This window comes from Stackebrandtia sp. (assembly GCF_035643755.1).
GTDB lineage: Bacteria > Actinomycetota > Actinomycetes > Mycobacteriales > Micromonosporaceae > Stackebrandtia.
On the sequence record NZ_DASQPW010000075.1, the window covers coordinates 1 to 20,016 of the forward strand.

Genomic DNA, 20,016 nt, shown 5'->3' on the forward strand with positions numbered 1-20,016 from the left:
ACATCTCCGAGCCCACCACCTGGGCCGACCTCGACAAGGCCGCGAAGAAGCTGAAGACCTCGGGCGTCACCCCGTACTACCAGACCAGCACCCTGTTCACCTTCCCCTGGTTCCAGCAGCTGGTCGCCGGCACCGACCCCAAGCTCTACAACGGACTGGCCACCGGCAAGGTGAAGTACACCGACCCGCGCATCGTCGACATCATGAACACGTGGCGCCAGCAGGAGAAGGACGGCTGGTTCTCCGACGCCGGCAGCAAGACCGACCCGGCCGTCGGTCTCAAGCAGGGCGACTTCGCGATGATCAACTTCGGTTCGTTCTTCAACGGCTCCCTGGACGGCGCCGGCATGAAGTCCAACAAGGACTACGGCATGTTCACCATCCCCGCGGTGAACCCCGACCTGAAGCAGACGCCCATCGCCATGGAGTCCGGTCCGCTGTGTGTCGCCGAGAGCTCGGCGCAGAAGACCCTCGGCCTGACCTACTCCAAGTGGTGGATGTCGCCGGACGCCCAGACGGCGTGGAGCAAGGCCCGCGGCGACGTCGCGTTCAACCCCAAGGCCAAGGTCGCCGACCCGATGCTGAAGAAGCTCGGCGACAAGGTCGAGACCAAGAAGTACCAGCGTTACGACCGCTACTACGAGGCGACGCCGACACCGATCCTCACCGTCGCCCTGGAACAGTTCGGCGCGTTCATCGCCAACCCCGGCGACCCGAAGCCGTTCCTGCAGAAGATCCAGGACGAGGCCGACAAGTACTGGGCAAAGCAGGAGTAGCCGGCGATGACGTCCGAGACGACGCCGATGACGCGCCGCGTCAGGCGACGGGACCCGTACCGCTGGTCGGCGCTCGGGTTCATCGCGCCGGGAGTGCTCGTGGTGGCGGTGCTGCTGTACCTGCCGCTGCTGTGGACGACGTTCCTCAGCTTCACCACGTACGACGGGCTCGGTGATCCCGAGTGGACCGGGTTCGCCAACTTCACGGCGATGTTCGACGATCCCGATTTCCTCGGCTCCGTGTTCAACACGCTGTTGTGGGTCGTCGGCACGCTGGCGGTCCCGGTCGGCGTCGGTCTCGGCATCGCGCTGCTCACCTGGCGGCTCAAGGGCGGGGCGTGGCTGCGGCTGCCGTTCCTCATCCCGTACGCCCTGTCCGGCATCGGCGTCGGCGTCATCTGGTCGTTCATCCTGGGCGGCGGCGGTGCCCTCGATCAGGCGCTGGCCGTCTTCGGGATCTCGGACACCCCGCGCTGGCTCGTCGACGCCCCGCTCAACACGGTCGTGATGATCCTCGCGACCGCGTGGCAGGGCGTCGGCGTCAACGCCCTGCTGTTCACCATCGGCCTCCAGTCGATTCCGAAGGAACCGCTGGAGGCCGCGCGTCTGGACGGCGCCAACGGTCTCCGGCTGTTTCGCAGCATCCTGTGGCCGATGCTGCGGCCGCTCACCGCGGTCGTCGTCGGTCTATCCATTGTGGCGAGCCTGAAGACCTTCGACATCGTGCAGCTCATGACCAAGGGCGGCCCGGGCCGCGAATCCGAGACGCTCGCGCTGACGATGTACAAGGAGTCGTTCGTCAACAGCGACTACGGCCTGGGCTCGGCGATCGCGGTGTTCCTGACGGTCGTGACGCTGGTGGCCTCGGTCCTCTACCTGCGCCAGCAGCTGTCCAGCAAGCACGGGGTCTGACATGTCACGAGTCGTTCGCACCGCCGCCCTGGTCGTTCTCGGGGCCTTCTGGTTGCTGCCGGTGTACCTGCTGGTCGTCAACGCCGCGAAGTCGCCGGAGTCCTTCACCACCACGCACGTGTGGGCGCCCACCGACTTCTCGCTGTTGTCCAACATGGGCGATGCGCTGAAGCTGTCGGGGCTGTCCCAAAGCGTCGGCGCCACCCTGCTGTACGCGGTGGTGTCCCCGGCGATCGCGGTGCTCGTGGGCGCGTGCGCCGGGTTCGCGATCGTCGCGCTGCGCCTGAGGCACGGCTTCGCCTGGTTCGTCGCGATCTTCGGCGGCACCGTGTTTCCGCTGCAGATGATCCTGCTGCCGCTGTTCGACGTCTACTCCCGCACCGACCTGTTCGACACCCACCTCGGCATGATCATCGTGTACACGGCGATCTCGATTCCGTTCTCGGCGTTCGTGATGCGCAACTTCTTCACCGGGATCGCGCACAACGTGTTCGAGGCGGCGGTGCTGGACGGCGCGTCGACCTGGCGGATCTTCGCGCGGGTGTACCTGCCGATGGCGTCCAGCGCGCTGGTGGCGGTGTTCATCCTGCAGGCCACCTTCATCTGGAACGACTTCCTGCTCGGTCTGGTGCTCAGCCAGTCCGACGACGTGCGGCCGATCGTGACCAGCCTGAGTGGAATGCAGAGCACCTACGGCGGCGCGCAGATGTCGGTGGTGTTGGCCGGCGGCGTGCTGGTGTCGCTGCCGACGGTCGTGCTTTTCCTGTGCACCCAACGGTTCTTCGCCCGCGGCCTGGCCCTCGGACAATCCTAGGAGTCCCCATGCGCCTTGTCCCCACCGTCGACGACCTGGCCGCCGACCCGGTCACGCACCACTACGACGACATGATCGCGCCCAGCGGCCTCACCAACTTCCTGGGCACCGCGCGCGTCGACCACGACCTCACCGCGATCGGGGCCGTGGCGTTCCCGCCGGTGTCGCAGGGGCTCACCCGGACCGCCGTGTGCTTTGTGGATGGTCGGCTGGTGGAGTCGTACGGCGCGCCTATCACCCACCAGTGGCGCCCCGATCGGGTGCGCCGCACCGTGAGCCTGCCGGGGCTCGACCTGGAGACCGTCACGGCGTGCGTGCCGGGGCGAACGGCGGTGGCCATCGACGTCACCGTGACCAACACCGGCGACGCCGCGCGGACGGTGCCGGTGACGCTGTCGCTGGCGGCCGGGGTGACCCGCCCGGACGGGGCGTGGCTGGACGCGGTGGCGCCGCAGGAGACCAACGCCGCCTCCACCGCGGCGTCGCGGCTGGTCTTTGCCAACGCGGCGGGCACCGCATTCGGCGTCCAGGGCGTCGACGCCGACGCCGAGGTGCGGCTGTCGGGCATCGCCCCGGCGGCGGGGGAGCACGAGGTCGGCATCGGCGGCACCGCGAGGGGAGGCGAGGTCACCGTCCGTCTCGACGTCGCGCCCGGCGCCTCGGCGCGCTTCGGGTACGTGCACGCCATCGGCGCCACGGCCGAGGAGGCCATGTCCGTCTTCGACGCCGTCGCCGCGGACGTGCCGGGAGCGGTCGCCGGGGCCGAAACGTTCTGGAATGGACAGTTCGAGGCGGCGTTTCGGCCCGGCAACGGCGAGTTCTCCGGCCATCTGCCCACCTTGGAGACCACCTCGGAGCCGCTGCGGCGCCTGTACTGGTGGGGCGTGCTCGGCGTCATCTGGTTCCGCCGCGACTTCGCCGGCAACGTCCTGGGCCGCAGCTACGACACCCTGATGCCCAACTACTGGGCCACCACGACCTTCATCTGGGACTTCAGCCTCAGCTCCATCACGCACGCGCTCCTGGACCCCGCGGCGATGAGACGCCAACTGCGGCACTGGATCGCCTCCGACGTCCACACCCACTTCGGGACGTCGTCGCTCACCGGGGAACCGGTCGGCCGCTGGTACTCGGTCAACGACTACGCCATGACCCGGCTGGTCAACGACTACGTCCGCTACACCGGCGACACCGACCTGTTGGACGAGACCCCGGGCGGGCGCGCCGTCACCGAGCATCTGCGCGACTGGGCCCTGGCCTGGCGCGGCCTGCGCGGTTCCTCGCCGCTGGCCGACTACGGCGAGATCGACAACCTGCTGGAGTGCGTCAGCTCCTACACCCACGAGGTCGCGAGCCTCAACGCCGCCAACGTGTGGAACCTGCGCACCACCGCCGATGTCCTGGCCGCCAAGGGGGACGCCGTCGCAGCGGCCGAGCTCGACAGTGCCGCACGGGAACTGGTCAAGGAGGTCGCCGACCTCTACCTGCCCGGCACCGGCCACTTCGCCGCCCGGCAACCCGACGGCACCCGCGTGCCGGTGCGTCACGTCTACGACTTCTCCGTCGTCGGCACCACCATTGCCGACGACCTCGGCGCCGACGTCCGCCGCGAGATGGTGGAGTTCTTCGCGCGCGAGCTGCGCACCGACGTCTGGCTGCGGTCACTGTCCCCATGGGACTCGGACGCGAGCTTCAGCGTCCGCCCCGACCACCAGTGGAACGGCGCCTACCCCGCCTGGCCCGCCGACGCCGCCCGCGCCCTCATCGCGCTGGGCGCCCCCGACGTCGCCGTCGACTGGATCGCGGGCCTGGCCCGCTCCGCCAACCAGGGCCCGCCCGGGCAGGCGCACTTCACCGAGGAGGCGATGCCCGCCGTCAACGGCGGCGCCCGCAAGGCGCCACCGCAGCTGCCGTACATCATCGACTGGGCGTGTTCGTCGGCCGGAGCCTATGTGGCGCTGGTGATCGAGTCGTTCTTCGGCGTCGACCCGGGCGTCGGCTCCGGCGCCGTGGCGCCGGGCCCCGGCTGCGTCGCCGAGGTGGATCCCGACGCCGTGCTGCGCGGCCTGCGGGTGGGCGACAGGATCGTCGACGTCCACGCCGACGGCACCGTGGTCGACGCGCCATGACGACGAAACCGTTGCGGCCCTTCGCCATCGAGCCGTCGATGATCCGCGGGGCCGTCGAGATCGAGCGGACGCCGCGCGGCCTGACCCCGCACCGCCTGCCGCGCTGGGCGCGCCGCCAGATCCCCGACCGCTTCATGGTCCAAACCAGCGCCGAAAGCGCCGGGGTGCGGCTGTCGGTCCGCACCGCAGCCGAGACCATCGAGGTCGACGTCCAGGCGCGGCGGATCGCCGACGACGCCGACACCCCCTTCCCGCCGAGCGTCTACGAGATCACCTCCGGCGCAACGGTCGTGGCGTCGGCGAAGGCGGTCGCGGGCTCGCGGTTCGTGTTCACCTTCGAGCGGCCCAGCGGCGACATCGTCGCCGGACCCGACGCCACGGTGCGGTTCGAGGGACTGGGCACCGGCGCCGAGCGCGACCTCGAGCTGTGGTTGCCGTACCACGACCACGTCGAGCTGCTGGGGCTGCGCGCCGACGCCCCGGTCTCCCCGGCACACCACAATGGAGGAGTGTGGTGGCTGCACCACGGCAGCTCCATCAGCCACGGCTACCGGGCCGCCACCACGACCGGCACCTGGCCGGTGGTCGCGGCGCTGCGCGCCGGGGCGCGGCTGACGAACCTGTCGTTCAGCGGCAACGCCATGCTGGATCCGTTCACCGCCAGGACGATCCGCGACACCCCCGCCGACCTCATCACCCTGAAGGTCGGCGTCAACCTGGTCTCCGGCGACGTGATGCGGGTGCGCGGCTTCCGGCCCGCCGTCGATGGTTTCCTCGACACCATCCGCGACGGCCACCCCGACACGCCGATCGTGTTCGTCTCCCCGATCTGGTGCGAGCCCGTGGAATCCTCCGCGGGACCCACCATTCAGGACCCCACCCGCGACGAGGAGTGGTCCGTCGCGGCGGGGACCGAGGCCGACACCGACGACGGCAAGCTGTCGCTGCGCGTGATCCGCGCCGAGCTCGCCTCCATCGTGGAACGTCGCCGCGGCGACGGCGACCGGTACCTGCGTTACCTGGACGGACTGTCGCTGTACGGCGAACGCGACGCCGCGGCGATGCCGCTGCCCGACAACCTTCACCCCGGCCCCGACGTCCAGCGCCTCATCGGCGAACGCTTCGCCGATCGGGTGCTGGCCGCATATCCCGATCCGCCCCCCAACCCGTGAGGGAGCAAGCCCATGTTCCGTCGAATCCCCGCCATCGCCACGGCCGCGCTCACCGGCCTGGCGGTGCTGGCCGTCCCCGCCACCACCCACGCCGCGCCCTCCTGCGCCCCGCGCACCTCGGCGTCCGTCAACCAGGAACTCACGAAGCGCTTCAACACCTACGCCGACACCGCCGGGCGCTGGACGGGCGCCGACTCCGCCTACAGCGTCCCGTTGCCGGGCGGCTCCGACGCCTGGCTGTACTCCGACACCTTCCTCGGCACGGTCAACGCCGATCGCAGCCGCCCCAAGGACTCGCCGTTCGTCCACAATTCCATCATTGTGGACGATGACGGCTCGCTGTCCACCCGCACCGGCGGAACGACCGCGGCGCCGGAGTCGCTGGCGAAGGTCGCCGGGGCCGACGAATCCCAACGCTGGTACTGGTTCGGCGACGGCACCGTCGAGGGCGACCGGCTGCGCGTGATGCTGCTGGAGTTCGAGAAGACCGGCAGCGGCGTGTTCGACTTCAAGTTCTCGGGCAACGCCGTGGCCACCTTCGACGCCGACGACATGTCGCTGACGTCGATCACCGACCTCCCGACGTCCCCCGTCCAATGGGGATCGGCGATCTACGAGGACCCGTCCGACGGCTACACCTACGTGTTCGGCGTCGAGGACCTCCAGGCCGACAAGTACGCCCACCTGGCCCGGGTGCCGTCCGGCTCGCTGACCACCGGCGAGTGGCAGTACTTCGCCGACGGCCAGTGGAGCGACGACCCCGCCGCCTCCAGCCGTGTCCTTCAGGGCGTGTCCAACGAGTTCAGCGTCACCCGCTACCAGGGCAGGTTCACCCTCGTCACCGGCGACGCCACCGAGTCGCTCAGCTCCAAGATCGTCATGTACCGCGGCGACGACATCACGGGTCCGTACACCGGCAAGACCGTGCTGTACCAGACCCCCGAGACCGGCGGCAACGTCTTCACCTACAACGCCAAGGCCCACCCGGAGTACGGCGACGACAACCGTCTACTGGTGACATACAACGTCAACAGCTTCGTCGGCGACGACCTGTACGCCGACGTCGACATCTACCGCCCGCGCTACGTCGACGTCGAAGGAGAGATCCCCAACGGACGCGGCTGCTCCTCGGAGCCGTCCGCCTGACCCCGGGCGTCGCCGCCCCACGCCGACGGCTTCGGCTTGGCGAGGAACAACACCGCGACAAGACCGATCAACAGCACCGCCGCGGGCAGGTACACCGACTGACCCATGGCGGTGGCGAAGGGCTCGCGCAGACGCTCGGGCAGATCGCCCATGGACTCCCCGCTGGGTGCCGGCGCCCCGGCGGGCAGGGGCGGGAAGTTCGCGTTGATGCGCGACTCCATCATCACGGCCATGGCGGCGCTGCCCAGCACCGCTCCCACCTGGCGGGTGGTGTTGTAGACGCCGGAGCCGGCGCCCGCCTCGCTCATCGGCAGGTTGCGGGTCACTGTGGACGACAACGGCGCCCACACCCCGGAGCTGCCCAGGCCCAGCAGCGCGATGGGGATCAGGAGCCGCCAGATCGCCACGTCCGGGGTGAGGATCGACCCGAACCAGAACAGGGCGCCGGAGAACGTCACGATCCCGACGGTGACGACGTACCGGGGGTTGACCCGGTCGACCAGCCGCCCCACCACCGGGGCCATACCGCCCGACACCACCGCCATCGGCACCATGAGCAGCGCCGCCCGGGTGGGGGTGAGGTCGCGGACGTTCTGCGCGAACAGCATCAGGGGCAGGGCCATGCCGGTGATGGCGAAACCGACGGTGGCGATGGCGATGTTGGCCAGACAGAAGTTGCGGTCGCGAAACAGCCGCAGCGGCAGCAGCGGTTCGGCGCGGTTGAGCGCCTGCCACGCCACGAACCCACCGAGGATCACGATGCCGGCGATCACCAGGCCCCACACCGAGATGATGCCCGTGATGACGCCCCAGTCGTACGACTCGCCCTCCTGGATGCCGAACACCAGGCAGAACATGCCCGCCGCCGACAGCACCACCCCGACCAGGTCGAAGGAGTGGGCGTGGGTGGGCAGCCGGGGCACCAGCCGCATCACCAGGAAGAACCCGACGACGCCGACGGGCACGTTGATGTAGAAGATCCACTCCCAGCCGACCGAGTCGACCAGCAGCCCGCCCAACAGCGGTCCGACCAATGTGGCCACACCGGCCACCGCGCCCCACATGCCCATGGCGGCGCCGCGCCGGTCGGGCGGGAAGGTGCGGGTGATGACGGCCATCGTCTGGGGGGTCATCATCGCCGCGCCGATGCCCTGGACGACGCGCGCGGCGATCAGCATGGCGATGCTGTCGGACAGGCCGCACCATGCCGACGAGGCGGTGAACACCACCAGCCCCACCAGGTAGACGTTCTTGGGCCCGAAGCGGTCGCCCAGGCGCCCGGTGATGAGCAGCGGCACCGCGTACGCCAACAGGTAGGCGCTGGTCACCCAGATGACCGAGTTGATGTCGGTGTCCAATTTAGACATAATGGTCGGGATCGCGACCGACACGATCGTGGTGTCCACCAGGATCATGAAGAACCCCAGACACAGCGCCCACAAAGCGCGCCAGGGGTTGTGCGTGTGGTTCATTGCCGATCAACCTCGTTTCGGGCGGTCCCTTGGTAGCGGGTCCGTCGGTCGCGTTCATCCTCAAGTCGTACGACGAACGATGAGAGCAAACCATTCTGCTGGTGGTCGCGTCACACCCTCGCATCGTGAGAACTTGGCCGTGCGGCCAGGAACGTGGTCGCCAAGCCATCGCTCGAATGAGAGACGACAGTGACCTCCAGCCCACAGCCGACGGCAACCATCATCGACGCCCCGAGGCGTCCCCGTCAGCTATTCATCGACAATCTTCGCATCGTGCTCACCGCGATGGTGGTGTTGCACCACGCCGCGCTGACCTACAGCCACATCCCACTGTGGTACTACACCGAGACGGGTTCGGGTTCCAGCGGGTACCTGCTGGACGCGCTGGTCGCCGTGGACCAGATGTTCTTCATGGGGTTCTTCTTCATGATCTCCGGCTACTTTGTCCCCTCGTCGTTCGATCGCAAGGGGGCCGGGGGTTTCCTGCGCGGCCGCCTGGTGCGGCTCGGCGTTCCGCTGCTGCTGTTCGCGCTGGTGATCCGTCCGATCGTGACGTTCAACGACTACCTGGCCAACTGGGTCCACAAGGCCGCGTACCCCGTGTACTACATCCTCAGCTGGGACCCGGGCCCGATGTGGTTCGTCGAGGTGCTGTTGGTGTTCTGCCTCGGGTACACGCTGCTGCGCCGCCGCGCGTCCGCCCCGCCCGCGGCCGTCGAACCCGACGCCGCGTCCCCGGCCGCGCACAGGCCGAGCCTCTGGGCCGCGCTGGGTTTCGTGGCGGCCCTGTCCGTGGTCACCTGGCTGTGGCGGATTGCGGTGCCGCTGAGCGCCTACATCCCGGTGCTGGGCCTGCCGTCGGCGGCGTTCCTGCCGCAATACCTCGGCCTGTTCGTCGTCGGCGCCCTCGCGTTCCGCCGCGGCTGGTTCTCCCGGATCTCCCGCCGCACCACCTGGTGGGCGCTGGTGGCCGCGGTGGTGTGCCTCCCCGCCTACGTGGTCGTGCTGGCCTCGGGCACGGGCCCGGCGTTCGGCTGGCGGGCCCTCGTGGGGTCGGCGTTGGAATGCGGCTTCGCCGTCGGGATCATCACGTTCCTCATGGGACTGTTCCAGCGCCGCTTCAACCGCCAGCGCGCCTTCGGCACCTTCCTGTCCCGCAACGCCTTCGGCGTGTACTTCCTGCACCCGCTGATCCTGGTCGGCCTCGGCTACGCGCTGAGCGGCTGGCAGGCGCCCGCGTTCGCGAAGTTCGCGGCCCTGGCGGCGCTGGGACTGCCGCTGTGCTGGGCCGCGGCGAGCCTGCTGCGCCGACTGCCGGGCGCGCGCCGTGTCTTCTAGGCGGGGCCGACGATGCGGCAAACGGCGTTCAGGGCAGGATCGCGTCGGTGTAGCCGCCGTCCACCCGCAGCGCGCCGCCCGTGGTGGCCGACGCGAACGGGGACGCGAGATATACCACCATGTTGGCGATCTCGGCGGGCTGGATGAGGCGTTGCAGCAGCGAGTTGGGGCGGTGGGCGCGCATGAACTCGCGCTGCGCGGCGTCCCACGGCAGGTCCCTGTCGACCAGCTGGTACACGAAGTCGCGCACCCCGCCCGTCTCCGTGGGACCCGCGATCACCGAGTTGACGGTGACGCCGGTGCCCGCGGCGGTCTTGGCGAAGCCCCGCGACACACCGAGCAGCGCGGTCTTGGACACGCCATAGTGGATCATCTCGGCGGGGGTGGCGATGGCCGAGTCGCTGGCGATGTACTGCACCCGCCCCCAGCCGTTGTCCATCTGGCGCGGCAGGTAGTGGCGGGTGAGCCGCACCCCGCTGAGCACGTTGACCTCGAAGTAGCGCCGCCACTCCTCGTCGGTGACGTCGAGGGCGGGCTTCTCGCCGAAGATACCGAGGTTGTTGACGAGGATGTCCACGTGCGGCAGCGAATCCACCACCGCGTTGGTTCCGTCCTGCGTGGACAGATCGCCGACGGCGGGCAGCGGCTCGGCGCCGGGCACCTGCGCGCGGATGGCCGCGATCGCGGTGTTCACCGACGCCGCGCCGCGGCCGTTGACGCCGACCCGGGCACCGGCCGCGGCCAGGCCGGTGGCGATCGCCAAGCCGATGCCCTGCGTGGAGCCGGTGACCAGCGCCGTGCGTCCCGAAAGATCAATGCGCACCCGGGTGTCCTTCCTCGATGCGCCCGACCCTACTAGGAGGCGACCGCCTCGGCGTTCTCGGCGGCGAGCCGCGCGCGTTCCTCGCCGCGGCGGCGGGAGCGCACGCCCATCCACATGGTGGCGCCGATGAGCAGCGCCAGCACCACGAAGGGCAGCACCTGCGACACGATGTAGGCGGTGTGGAATGCCATGGTGTAGGCGGCGGCGATGCGGATGGCGGCCTCGAATAGGAATCCCACGCCCCACATGACGGTGATCAGGTAGTTGGTGCGGCGGAAGGCGGGGAACTGCCACAGGCTGTTCCAGTAGGCGATCCCGTCCCTGCTGCCGTCGGTGGCGAAGCGAAGTCCGAAGTGGAACATCAGGGGCTTGGGCAGCAGCAACGACACCAGGCACACCAGGCCGAACCCGGCGGTGACCACCGAGTCCTTCACGATCAACAGGCGCGAGTCGGCGCCGCCGATCACGGTGGCCGCGGCGGACAACAGGTTGAAGATCAGGATGATGACGCTGGCGGCGCTCAGGGTGCGCGATCGCAGCCACGTCACCAGCATTCCCAACAGCGGTCCGATGCTGGCCAAAAGGTACGCCGTCTGGTCGCTGGCGCCGTTGGCCGAGGCGATCTGGAAGGTGACGATGGACAGGCCGATGTCGAAGACGCCGAGAATCAGGAAGCCGGTCATGCGCGAGCCCATGCTGGCGCGCGGCGGGGCGGTGGTGGGGGTGGTCATGGGGACGAACGATAGCAGATGTGTCTACGTTTCGGAATTAATGTGCATCACTTATACTCGACCCGATCATGACAGTCGATGACGAAGGCGCGGATCTGTCGACGGCCGGGCCGCGCGGGCTCCCCTCCGCGGGCAACGTGCCGTTCCTGTTCGGGATCTGCCGGGTCACCGCGCTGCCGGGTCCGATCCTCGCCGACCTGCTGATGGACCTGGGCATGACCCGCTCGGCCGCCCGCACCCTGCTGTCGCGGCTGCGGAGGAACGGCTCCCTGTCGGTCGTCCACAGCGGCCGCGTCGGGGTGTATCGGATGGCGGGCCACATGGCCGCCGGTTTCCAGCGCGTCCGTCACGGCTTCGATCCCCCCGACTGGGACGGGCGCTTCCACACCGTCGTGTTCGACCTCGCCGAATCCCAACGGGGCCTGAAGGACCGGCTGCGCTACACGGCCCTGCTCAGCGGCTACGGCCAGCTGCGATCGGGGATGCTCATCAACCCGTTCGACAGGGGCGCGCAGCTGGACGTGGTGCTGCGCGACGGCATCGGCGACGGCTTCGTCGCGTACGGGCGCCTCGAGTTCGACGCCGCCACGGCCCGGCGGGTCGCCGCGCGGGTGTGGAACCTTCCCCGCCGCGCCACCGGCTTCGCCGACCTCGCCGCGCGGATCCGCGCCGGACTGCGCGACCACCCCGCCCCCGCCGACGGCGCCGAGGCGTTGCGCCGCTTCCATTCCGAGTCGATGGCCGCGCTGTCGCTGATGCTGACCTTCCCCCGGATGCCCGTGCCGCTGCTGCCCGACGGCTGGCCCGCCGCCGACCTCGACGGCGCCCTAGACGAGCTCGCCGAGCGGCTCATCCCCGCCGCCGCCGCCCACCTGTCCGGTGTGCTCGCGGCGAGCCCGCACCGGGACCTCGTCGCACACGAGGACACGACGGTGGGCCGGGCGTTACCACCCGGCCCACCACCTCGCGGCCGACGTTACCGCTGAAGGAACGCCAGCAGGTCGCCCTGCGGCGTCTTGATGTCCTTGCCGTGGTTGTCGTACGTGGTCTTGGACGGCGCGTCGTCGCACAGCCCGGCCATCACCATGTCGTTGATGGCGTCGAACAGCTTCTGGCTGAACGGCGAGATCATCTGCGGGTCGAGCGTGTAGGTGAAGGTCGCCTGCCGCTTGCCGTCGGGGGAGTGGAAGGAGAAGGTCGAGTAACCCAACCCGCCCCCGGTGTGGCCGATGGCGGTGCCGCCGGGGACGTTGTCGCACTTGGCCTCCACGGCCTGCAGCCCCAGGCCGTAGGTTCCCTTGGACTGCTCGCTGAGCTTCTCGGCCTCGGCCATCTGCTTCTTGGTCAGCAGCGTGCCGTCGAACATGGCGCGATAGAAGCGGTTGATGTCGGACACATTGGACACGATCTCGCCGGCCGCCCAGAACTGGGTCGGGGAGATCTCGGTGGTGTCGACGCGGTTGTCGAGCAGGTCGTAGGTGGCGAAGTAGGCGTGCGGGTGCTTGCCCTTGATGGACGCGTCCTTGCCCGGCCAGTACGTGTGGTTCATGCCGACCTTGTCCCAGATCCGCTTGCCCACCTCGTCTTGCACCTTGTGACCCGTGAGCTTCTCGACGAGCAGACCCAGCACGAAGTAACCGGTGTTGGAGTACGAGTAGTCCGTGCCCGGCTTGAAGTTGAGCTTGCGCTTCGTGGCGGTCTTGATGATCTGCTCGGGGGTGAACTCCAGGCCGCGGTTGGTGCGGATGTCGTGGGAGACCCCGACGTTCAGCGACGGGTAGATGTCGACGAAGAAGTCGGGGATCCCGCTGGTGTGCCCCATCAGCTCGCGGATGGTGATGGTGTCCTTATAGGGCAACAGACCCGGCAGGTACTTGTCGATCGGGTCGTCCAGCTTCAGCTTCTTCTCGCCCGTCAACTGCAGCAGCACCGTGGTGATCTCGGACTTGGTGAGGCTGGCGATGCGGACGTGGTCGCCGGGCTGGGTGGCGTCGTCGCCTCCCGTCACGCGCTGCCCGCGCGAGGCGTCCCAGACCTCGTCGCCGTCGCGGACCTCGGCGACCACGGAGGTGCCCGACTCCTTGGCCAGGGCGTCGAGGGCCTGGTTCAGCGCCTTGGTGTCCAGGGCGTCGTGTGTGGCCGGGTCGGCGATCGCGTTGGCGGCGAACAGCGCCGCCGTCAGGCCGACGGCTCCGATCAGGGCACCGATCTGGTAACGCCTTCGGGGGAATCGCATTGACTGCTGCTCCTAGGGGTTCGGCGATGCGAGGAGAAACGCCGTGATGAAAAGTCCAGCAAAATCTGGCATGAACCCGCGAACCAAAGCAATACAAGCGAAGTGGCGCACATGAGACCTGCCCACACCCGCCAGAACCCGACGCGTTCACCTCAGCGGAAGGCCGCGGCGTTGCGCCCCGCCCAGTCGGCGAAGGTTCCCGCCGGTCGCTTCAGGACATTCGGGACGTCGGGGCTGACGGCCAGCTCGGCGGCCGTCGGCCTGCCCATGGCCTCCAGCGCGGAGTCGGTGATCGCCTCGGGCATGAAGTTGAGCATCACCTCCCGCGCCTCCTGGCGCGTCTGCTCGACGAACGCGATCGGCTCGCCGAGGGCCGCGGCGATGGCGGCGGCCTGCTGGCGCGGAGAGACGAGCTCGGGCCCCGTGAGTTCGTAGAACCGTTGGGAGTGGCCCGATTCGGCGAGCACCGCCGCGGCGACCGCCGCGATGTCGTCGGGGTCGACGATGGGCGTGGCGACGTCACCGAACGGCGCCGCGACGCCGCGGCCCTCGCGGATGGACGCCGCCCACGCCAGGGTGTTGGTGGCGAACCCGACGGGGCGCAGGATCGTCCAGTCGATGCCCGAATCGACGACGGCCTCCTCGATGGAACGTCCGATCTGCCCGTGGGACACCGTCTCGGGGCGGGTCTTGACGCCCAGGGACGACAGCAACACCACCCGCTCGACGCCCGCTTCGGCGGCGGCGGAAAGGATCTCGGCCGTCCTCATCGCCGCGGCGCTCGCCCCTCCGTTGTGCAGGAACAGCGCCCGCGCCCCGTCCAGCACGGGTCGCAGGCTCGCGGGCTCGGCCAGATCCGAGCGCAGCCATCGCACGTTGTCGGGCACGTCGGCGGCGGAGATCGAGCGGGAGGTCGCCGTGACGGCGGCGTCGGTGGCGGCGAGCCGCCGTACCAGTGCGCGCCCGACATTGCCCGTGGCGCCGGTGATCGCGATCATGAAGCTCTCCTGTGAGTTAGTTGACTGACTAAGTTGCCTCGAAACCTACGCGACCGACCCGCCCCTGGCTATAGTTAGTGAGGTGGCTAACTCAAACGGATCGAAGGCCGCGGCACGGGACAAACGCCAGCGCCTCACCGCCGCGGCGGCCGAGGTACTGCACCGCCAGGGGGTGGAACGCACCACCATCGCCGACATCGCCCAGCTCGCGGACGTCCCCGTCGGCAACGTCTACTACTACTTCAAGACCAAGGACGACCTGGTGCGCGCGGCCCTGTCGGCCCACGCCGACCACCTCTCCCTCAAGCTGGCCCACCTCGACCGCGACCCCGACCCCCGCGCCCGCCTGGGCGCCCTGGTGGCCAGCTGGGTCGAGCGCCGTGACATCACCGCCCGCTACGGCTGCCCCACGGGAACCCTGGCCGTCGAACTCGACAAGCGCGAACCCGACGGCATCGACACCGAGGTCGGCCAGCTCTTCCGCACCCTGGTGGACTGGGTCGCCGAACAGTTTCGCCGGCTCGGCCAACCCGACCCGCACGACCTCGCGATCACCTTCGTGGCGGCCAACCAGGGCATGTCCCTGCTGTCCAACGCCCTGCGCGACCCAACGATCATGATCCGCGAGGGCGAGCGCCTGCGCCGCTGGCTCGACGACCTCCCGACATGACCCCACCGTCGGCCCGCGGCGCCTCGCGACCGCCCGCGTGGTCCACGATCGCTCAACGCTGGCGCGCCGCGCGTAGGGGAGATCGCCGCGCGTGGCGCCCGCACGTCGTTCCCACTGTCGGGGGAGCAGCGTAGGCCCGACCCACTCGTCGGCGTAGTCCACGATCGCTCAACGCTGGCGGGTCGGGGGATCGCCGAGCGTGGCGCCCCGCGTCGTCCGTCGCCGTCGGGGGAGCCGCACGGGGAACGCGTGCTGGCCGACTCGCCCACGGCGGGCGAGCCGCGTAAGCCCGACCGACCGCCCGCGTAGTCCACAATCGTTCGACGTCGGCGCGTCGGGCGTGGCGCCCGCACGTCGTTCCCACTGTCGGGTGGCGGTGTAAGCCCGACCCACTCGTCGGCGACCGCCCGCGTGGTCGGCGATCGTTCGACGCTGGCGCGTCGGGCGTGGCGCCCGCACGTCGTCCCTCGCCGTCGGGGGAGCCGCACGGGGAACGCGTGCTGGCCGACCCACCGACAGCGGGGGAGCCGCGTAAGCCCGAACACTCGTCGGCGGCGATTCGCGAGGGCCGCGCGGGGTCGCCAGTAGGATTCGCCGCGTGCGTGCGCCCTCCCGCGTCGGCGGTGTCCTGATGGGGATCGGCATCGGCCTGATGGTGCTGCCGTTGCCGATGATCGCGCTGACCCAGGCCGTGGACGCGGGTGCCGCGAGCGATGTGCTCCAGACGATCGGCTTGGCCGCGCCCGGCGTCGGCTTCCCCGTCCTGGCGATCGGTCGCCTGCGTCGCCGCGTCTCCGTCGAGGGCGACGACGCCTACCCCGCGCGGTTCGGCCGCGCCCCGCGGCTGCGCGGGCTGGGAGGATTCGGGGCGGCGCTGCTGGGAACGTCCTATCTGGTGATCCTCGGCGTGGCCGTCCTCATGCTCATCCTGGCGGGCCTGGCCGCCGCGATCGCCCACTCCAGCTTCAACCTCGACGAACAGCCCATGGGGGTGTTCGGCGACGGCATGCTCGCGTTCGGACTGTCCACCATGGGCGCCTCCCTGGTCTGGCTGGTCCTCGGCGTGCTGTTGTACGGCGGGCTCGCGACGGGCTATTCCCTGCGGCTGTTGCTGTCGGGCTCGACGTCGGGGGAGGACAAGACCGCCGCGGGCATGGTGCTGTTGGCGCTGCTGATGGTCCTCGGCGTCGTCGCCCTGGTGGTGACGGGCAACGGCGGCGTCCCCGCCCACCCGCGCGCCGTGCGCGGCGCGATCGCCACGGGCGGGGCCGTCGTCCTGCTCGGCGGCATCGGCCTGGCCGTGGCGATCGCGTGGCGGCGCAGGATTCGGCCCTGGGACGCGCCGAGCACGTCACGGGGACCCGACGGGTGGCTCGGTGTGGTCGTCCGCTCCGTCGCCGCCCTGATACTGCTGGGGTGGCTGGTCGCCGCGCTGATCTCGGCCTGGGGGCCGTGACCGCTCAGCGCAGGTACGCCCCGATCGCCTCCGCCGAGATCCGCGCCAGCCGTGCCCGATCGGCGGTCCGATACGCCTGTGGATGCGCCTTGTCGATGTCGTAGCGGTTGAAGTATTCGCCCGTCACAGTGTCGAGTTTCGGGTCGGTGATGACGCGCAGCGTCGGCTGGCCGCCGTGGGAGATCGGCACCTGGGCGGTGAAACCCAGCGCTCGGATGCCCTCGGTGTCCATCAGGTGCGCGGGGTGGACGGCGTTGACGGTCACGCCCGTCCCCGCGAGCTCCGCGGCGAGGTCGAATGCGGACATGATCATGGCGAGCTTGCTGCGGCAGTACGCCTCCATGATCTCAAATCCCCGCGTGAACCCGAAGTCGTCGAAGTCGATCTCCTGCTGCCCGATCGAGGCGACGTTGACGATGCGCGCGGGCGCCGAGGCGGTCAGCAGCGGGATCAGGCGTCGGCTCAACAGCAGCGGAGCCAGGTGGTTGACCGCCATGTTCAGTTCGTGGCCCTGGACGCTGATCCGCCGCGAGACGTCGGTGCTTCCCGCCGCGGTCGCGTTGTGCACCAAGGCATCCAGGCGGCCGTGATCGCGCTCGACCCGCTCGGCCAGTCCGCGCACCTGGTCCAAATCGGACAGGTCGGCGACGTATCCTCGCGGCCCCGCCTCGGCGTTCACCGCGGACAGCTCGTCGACCAGCGCGGCCACCCGATCGGCGTCGCGCCCGTGGACCAGCACGGCGGCGCCCGCCTTCGTCAACTCGGTGACCAGGTAGCGGCCGAGGCCCTTGGTGGCGCCCGTGACCAGGACGGTGGCGTTCGTCGGGGGAGTGGTGTAGTCATCCATGCCCGTCATACTATCAATACCTTGATGTTCATTCAAACCCGTACACCCGCACGCGCCGGTATGGTGGTTCACCATGGGAATGCCCCCGTCCGAACGCCTCGGTCTCGACATCAAGCGCGCCGAACACGCCTTGATGGCCGCCAAGGGCGCCGCCCTGAGGCGCGCGGACCTCACCGTCGCCCAATACGCCGCCCTGTTCACGCTGAAGGACAACCCGGGAATGTCGGCCGCCGCGGTCTCCCGCGCCTGCCTGGTCACCCCGCAGGCCATGACCTCGGTGCTGCGCACCCTCGAAGACCGCGGCCTGGTGGAACGCCGCACCCACCCCTGGTACCAACACGTCCGCCAGATCGAACTCACCGAGGCGGGAGAGCGCGCCGTCACCGCCGCCGACCGCGAGGCGGTGCGCATCGAGACCCGCATCCATCGGGCGCTGACCGCGGACGAGCGCGACACGCTGCGGCAGCTGCTGTCCCGCTGCGTCGACGCGATCGCCGAAGAGTAGGCCGCTTGTCACCCCGGCTGGCTATGCTGCGCGATACCGCGCGACCAGCCGAGGAGGCCCCATGCCGGGCGAACACATGCTCAAGGCCAACGGCATAGACCTTTGTGTACAACAGTTCGGCGACGCCGCCCACCCCACGATCCTTCTGGTGCACGGCGCCTCGGCGTCGATGCTGTGGTGGCCCGAGGAGTTCTGCGAACGCCTGGCGAACGGGCGGCGGCACGTCGTGCGGTTCGACAATCGCGACACGGGACGCTCCACCAGCTACCCGCCCGGTGAGCCCCGATACGCCATGGCCGACATGGCGCGCGACGCGATCGGGGTACTGGACGCGCTGGGAATCGCGGACGCACACCTGGTCGGGCGGTCGATGGCGGGCGGCATCGTGTCGCTGGCGGCGCTGCTTCACCCCCAGCGGGTCGCGTCGCTGACGCTGGTCAGCACCACCACGGGCGGGCAGGACCTGCCCGGCATGGCGCCGGAGTTCTTGGAGTACACCGCTTCCCGCCGCCCCGATCCGTCCGATGCGGACGACGTCGTCGACTTCATCGTCGGCCTGACGCGGCAGTACGCGGGGGACTCGCCGTACTTCGACGCCGACGCGATGCGCCGCCTCGCCGAGCGCGACGTCGCCCGCGCCGACAACATCGCCTCGACCCTGGTCAACCACTTCGTCATCGACGTCGGCATGCCCGAGGAGGTCGCCGGCCGCGCCGTCGAGGCGCCGGTCCTGATCGTCCACGGCGAACTCGACCCCGTGTTCCCGCTGCCGCACGCGGAGGCCACGCGGCGCCGCTACCCAGGGTCGGAACTGGTGGTGCTGCCCCGAACCGGCCACGACGTCCCGCCGCAGACCTGGGACATCGCCGTGCCCGCGCTGCTCCGCCACACCTCGGGCGGCTGGGAGGCCGAGGAGGACCGCATCATCTCGGCCGCCCTGGACGCCGGGGACGCGGTGGGGTGGTTCGAGACCCTTTACCAGGCGGGGGCCGAGGGGAGCGTGAACATGCCGTGGAGCCGAAGCGACGCGCACCCGCTGTTGGCGGACTGGGCCGACGGCCGGGAGCGGGAGGGCGCGGGCCGAAGCGCGATGGTCGTCGGGTGTGGACTGGGCGCCGACGCGGAGTTCGTGTCGCGTCTCGGCTTCGACACCACGGCCTTCGACGTGTCGCCGACCGCCGTGCGGGTGGCGCGCCAACGCCACGACGACTCCACCGTGAGCTACACCGTCGCCGACCTGCTCCAGCCGCCGGCGAACTGGGAGGGGGCCTTCGACCTGGTGGTGGAGATCATCACGGTGCAGGCGTTGCCGCGATCGCTACGCCCCCAAGCGATCGCCAACGTGGCGCGCATGGTCGCACCGGGCGGGACCCTGTTCGTGGTCGCCGCGATCGCCGGCGAGGACGCCACACCGCCGCCGTGGCCGCTCACCCGATCCGAGGTGGAGTCCTTCGCCGACGGCGGCCTGGAGATCGTCGGCCTGGAGTCGACGACGGTGCCGGGCAAGCCTCAGGACGTGCGGTGGCGGGCGGAGTTTCGGCGACCGGGCTGACGGTCACGCCAGCGGCAGATGCCGCGGCGCCACCGGGGTCGACACCACGATCGACGTCGTCGTCTGTCCGAACAGGAGGAATCGGTCGAGGATCTCCTCCAGGTCGGCGATCGACGGCCCCAGCACCTTCATCAGGAAGCAGTCCTCGCCCGTGATGCGGTGGCACTCCACGACCTGCGGGGTGTCGCGGGCGGCCTCGGCGATGCGGGGCAGCTGGCCCGGCCCCGGGCGGATCCGCACGAACGCCGCCACCGGCATGCCCAGGGCCGCGGGGTCGACGTCCATGCGGTAGCCGCTGATCACCCCCGCGCGCTCCAGCCGCTGGACCCGCTCGGTGACCGCGGGCGCCGACATGTTGACCCGGCGCGCCAGCTCCGACATCGACAGCCGCGGATCGTCGTGCAGCTCGGACAGCAGCGCGCGATTCACGGCGTCCAGC

Annotated in this window: 19 protein-coding genes; 12 read left to right on the forward strand and 7 right to left on the reverse strand. The window is 69.9% G+C overall.

Annotated elements, in window-relative coordinates:
• From VE172_RS05395 to VE172_RS05420, 6 genes are all read left to right on the forward strand, one after another.
• Positions 1-776: extracellular solute-binding protein (locus tag VE172_RS05395; RefSeq protein WP_324798242.1), on the forward strand; the 776-nt coding region annotated here is incomplete at its 5' end.
• 6 nt (positions 777-782) lie between these two features.
• A complete protein-coding gene (locus VE172_RS05400; protein WP_324798245.1) occupies positions 783-1,688 on the forward strand; it encodes a carbohydrate ABC transporter permease in 906 nt (301 codons plus the stop codon).
• A 1-nt stretch (position 1,689) separates the two neighbouring features.
• Complete coding sequence (locus VE172_RS05405) at positions 1,690-2,502, forward strand: carbohydrate ABC transporter permease (RefSeq protein WP_324798248.1); 813 nt, start codon at positions 1,690-1,692, stop codon at positions 2,500-2,502.
• 8 nt (positions 2,503-2,510) lie between these two features.
• A complete protein-coding gene (locus VE172_RS05410) occupies positions 2,511-4,631 on the forward strand; it encodes a glucosidase family protein (RefSeq protein ID WP_324798251.1) in 2,121 nt (706 codons plus the stop codon).
• Positions 4,628-5,803, forward strand: a complete 1,176-nt coding sequence (locus VE172_RS05415) for an SGNH/GDSL hydrolase family protein (RefSeq protein ID WP_324798253.1) — start codon at positions 4,628-4,630, stop codon at positions 5,801-5,803. The genes VE172_RS05410 and VE172_RS05415 overlap by 4 nt, the downstream gene beginning before the upstream one ends.
• Positions 5,804-5,815: 12 nt before the next feature.
• Positions 5,816-6,949 (forward strand): DUF4185 domain-containing protein, encoded by a 1,134-nt coding sequence (locus VE172_RS05420; protein WP_324798256.1) that lies wholly within the window; start codon positions 5,816-5,818, stop codon positions 6,947-6,949.
• Here the strand turns inward: VE172_RS05420 and VE172_RS05425 are convergent.
• A complete protein-coding gene (locus tag VE172_RS05425) occupies positions 6,886-8,421 on the reverse strand; it encodes a DHA2 family efflux MFS transporter permease subunit (RefSeq protein ID WP_324798258.1) in 1,536 nt (511 codons plus the stop codon). The two genes, VE172_RS05420 and VE172_RS05425, sit on opposite strands and share 64 nt — an antisense overlap.
• 189 nt (positions 8,422-8,610) lie before the next feature.
• On the opposite strand from VE172_RS05425, the gene VE172_RS05430 reads away from it, so the two are divergent.
• Entirely contained in the window at positions 8,611-9,759 is a 1,149-nt protein-coding gene (locus VE172_RS05430; RefSeq protein WP_324798261.1) for an acyltransferase family protein, read from the forward strand.
• Between the two features lie 28 nt (positions 9,760-9,787).
• Here VE172_RS05430 and VE172_RS05435 read toward each other — a convergent pair whose 3' ends face one another.
• Together VE172_RS05435 and VE172_RS05440 are read right to left on the reverse strand one after the other, a co-directional pair.
• The gene (locus VE172_RS05435; RefSeq protein WP_324798264.1) at positions 9,788-10,582 is read right to left on the reverse strand and encodes an SDR family NAD(P)-dependent oxidoreductase; all 795 of its coding nucleotides are present in this window, start codon (positions 10,580-10,582) and stop codon (positions 9,788-9,790) included.
• A gap of 32 nt (positions 10,583-10,614) precedes the next feature.
• Positions 10,615-11,313, reverse strand: coding sequence for a VC0807 family protein (locus VE172_RS05440; RefSeq protein ID WP_324798267.1), 699 nt, complete (start codon positions 11,311-11,313; stop codon positions 10,615-10,617).
• Positions 11,314-11,381: 68 nt separating this feature from the next.
• Here VE172_RS05440 and VE172_RS05445 point away from each other — a divergent pair, with 68 nt between their 5' ends.
• A complete protein-coding gene (locus tag VE172_RS05445) occupies positions 11,382-12,299 on the forward strand; it encodes a hypothetical protein (RefSeq protein ID WP_324798269.1) in 918 nt (305 codons plus the stop codon).
• Here the strand turns inward: VE172_RS05445 and VE172_RS05450 are convergent.
• Positions 12,290-13,549 (reverse strand): serine hydrolase domain-containing protein, encoded by a 1,260-nt coding sequence (locus VE172_RS05450; RefSeq protein WP_324798271.1) that lies wholly within the window; start codon positions 13,547-13,549, stop codon positions 12,290-12,292. The genes VE172_RS05445 and VE172_RS05450 overlap by 10 nt on opposite strands.
• Positions 13,550-13,701: 152 nt before the next feature.
• Positions 13,702-14,547: an SDR family oxidoreductase gene (locus VE172_RS05455; RefSeq protein ID WP_324798274.1), complete on the reverse strand. Its 846-nt coding sequence runs from the start codon at positions 14,545-14,547 to the stop codon at positions 13,702-13,704.
• A gap of 82 nt (positions 14,548-14,629) precedes the next feature.
• On the opposite strand from VE172_RS05455, the gene VE172_RS05460 reads away from it, so the two are divergent.
• Positions 14,630-15,217 carry a TetR/AcrR family transcriptional regulator gene (locus VE172_RS05460; protein ID WP_324798276.1) on the forward strand — a complete coding sequence of 196 codons (588 nt, stop codon included), beginning with the start codon at positions 14,630-14,632 and terminating at the stop codon, positions 15,215-15,217.
• Positions 15,218-15,815: 598 nt separating this feature from the next.
• Positions 15,816-16,673 (forward strand): hypothetical protein, encoded by an 858-nt coding sequence (locus tag VE172_RS05465; protein WP_324798279.1) that lies wholly within the window; start codon positions 15,816-15,818, stop codon positions 16,671-16,673.
• Positions 16,674-16,677: 4 nt separating this feature from the next.
• Here the strand turns inward: VE172_RS05465 and VE172_RS05470 are convergent, their stop codons facing one another.
• The gene (locus VE172_RS05470; protein WP_324798281.1) at positions 16,678-17,520 is read right to left on the reverse strand and encodes an SDR family NAD(P)-dependent oxidoreductase; all 843 of its coding nucleotides are present in this window, start codon (positions 17,518-17,520) and stop codon (positions 16,678-16,680) included.
• Positions 17,521-17,593: 73 nt separating this feature from the next.
• On the opposite strand from VE172_RS05470, the gene VE172_RS05475 reads away from it, so the two are divergent.
• Positions 17,594-18,025 (forward strand): MarR family winged helix-turn-helix transcriptional regulator, encoded by a 432-nt coding sequence (locus tag VE172_RS05475; RefSeq protein ID WP_324798284.1) that lies wholly within the window; start codon positions 17,594-17,596, stop codon positions 18,023-18,025.
• A gap of 61 nt (positions 18,026-18,086) precedes the next feature.
• Positions 18,087-19,577, forward strand: coding sequence for an alpha/beta fold hydrolase (locus VE172_RS05480; RefSeq protein ID WP_324798287.1), 1,491 nt, complete (start codon positions 18,087-18,089; stop codon positions 19,575-19,577).
• Between the two features lie 3 nt (positions 19,578-19,580).
• Here the strand turns inward: VE172_RS05480 and VE172_RS05485 are convergent, their stop codons facing one another.
• On the reverse strand, positions 19,581-20,015 hold the full coding sequence (locus VE172_RS05485; RefSeq protein WP_349258268.1) for an Lrp/AsnC family transcriptional regulator: 435 nt from the start codon (positions 20,013-20,015) through the stop codon (positions 19,581-19,583).
• Position 20,016 lies beyond the last annotated feature (1 nt).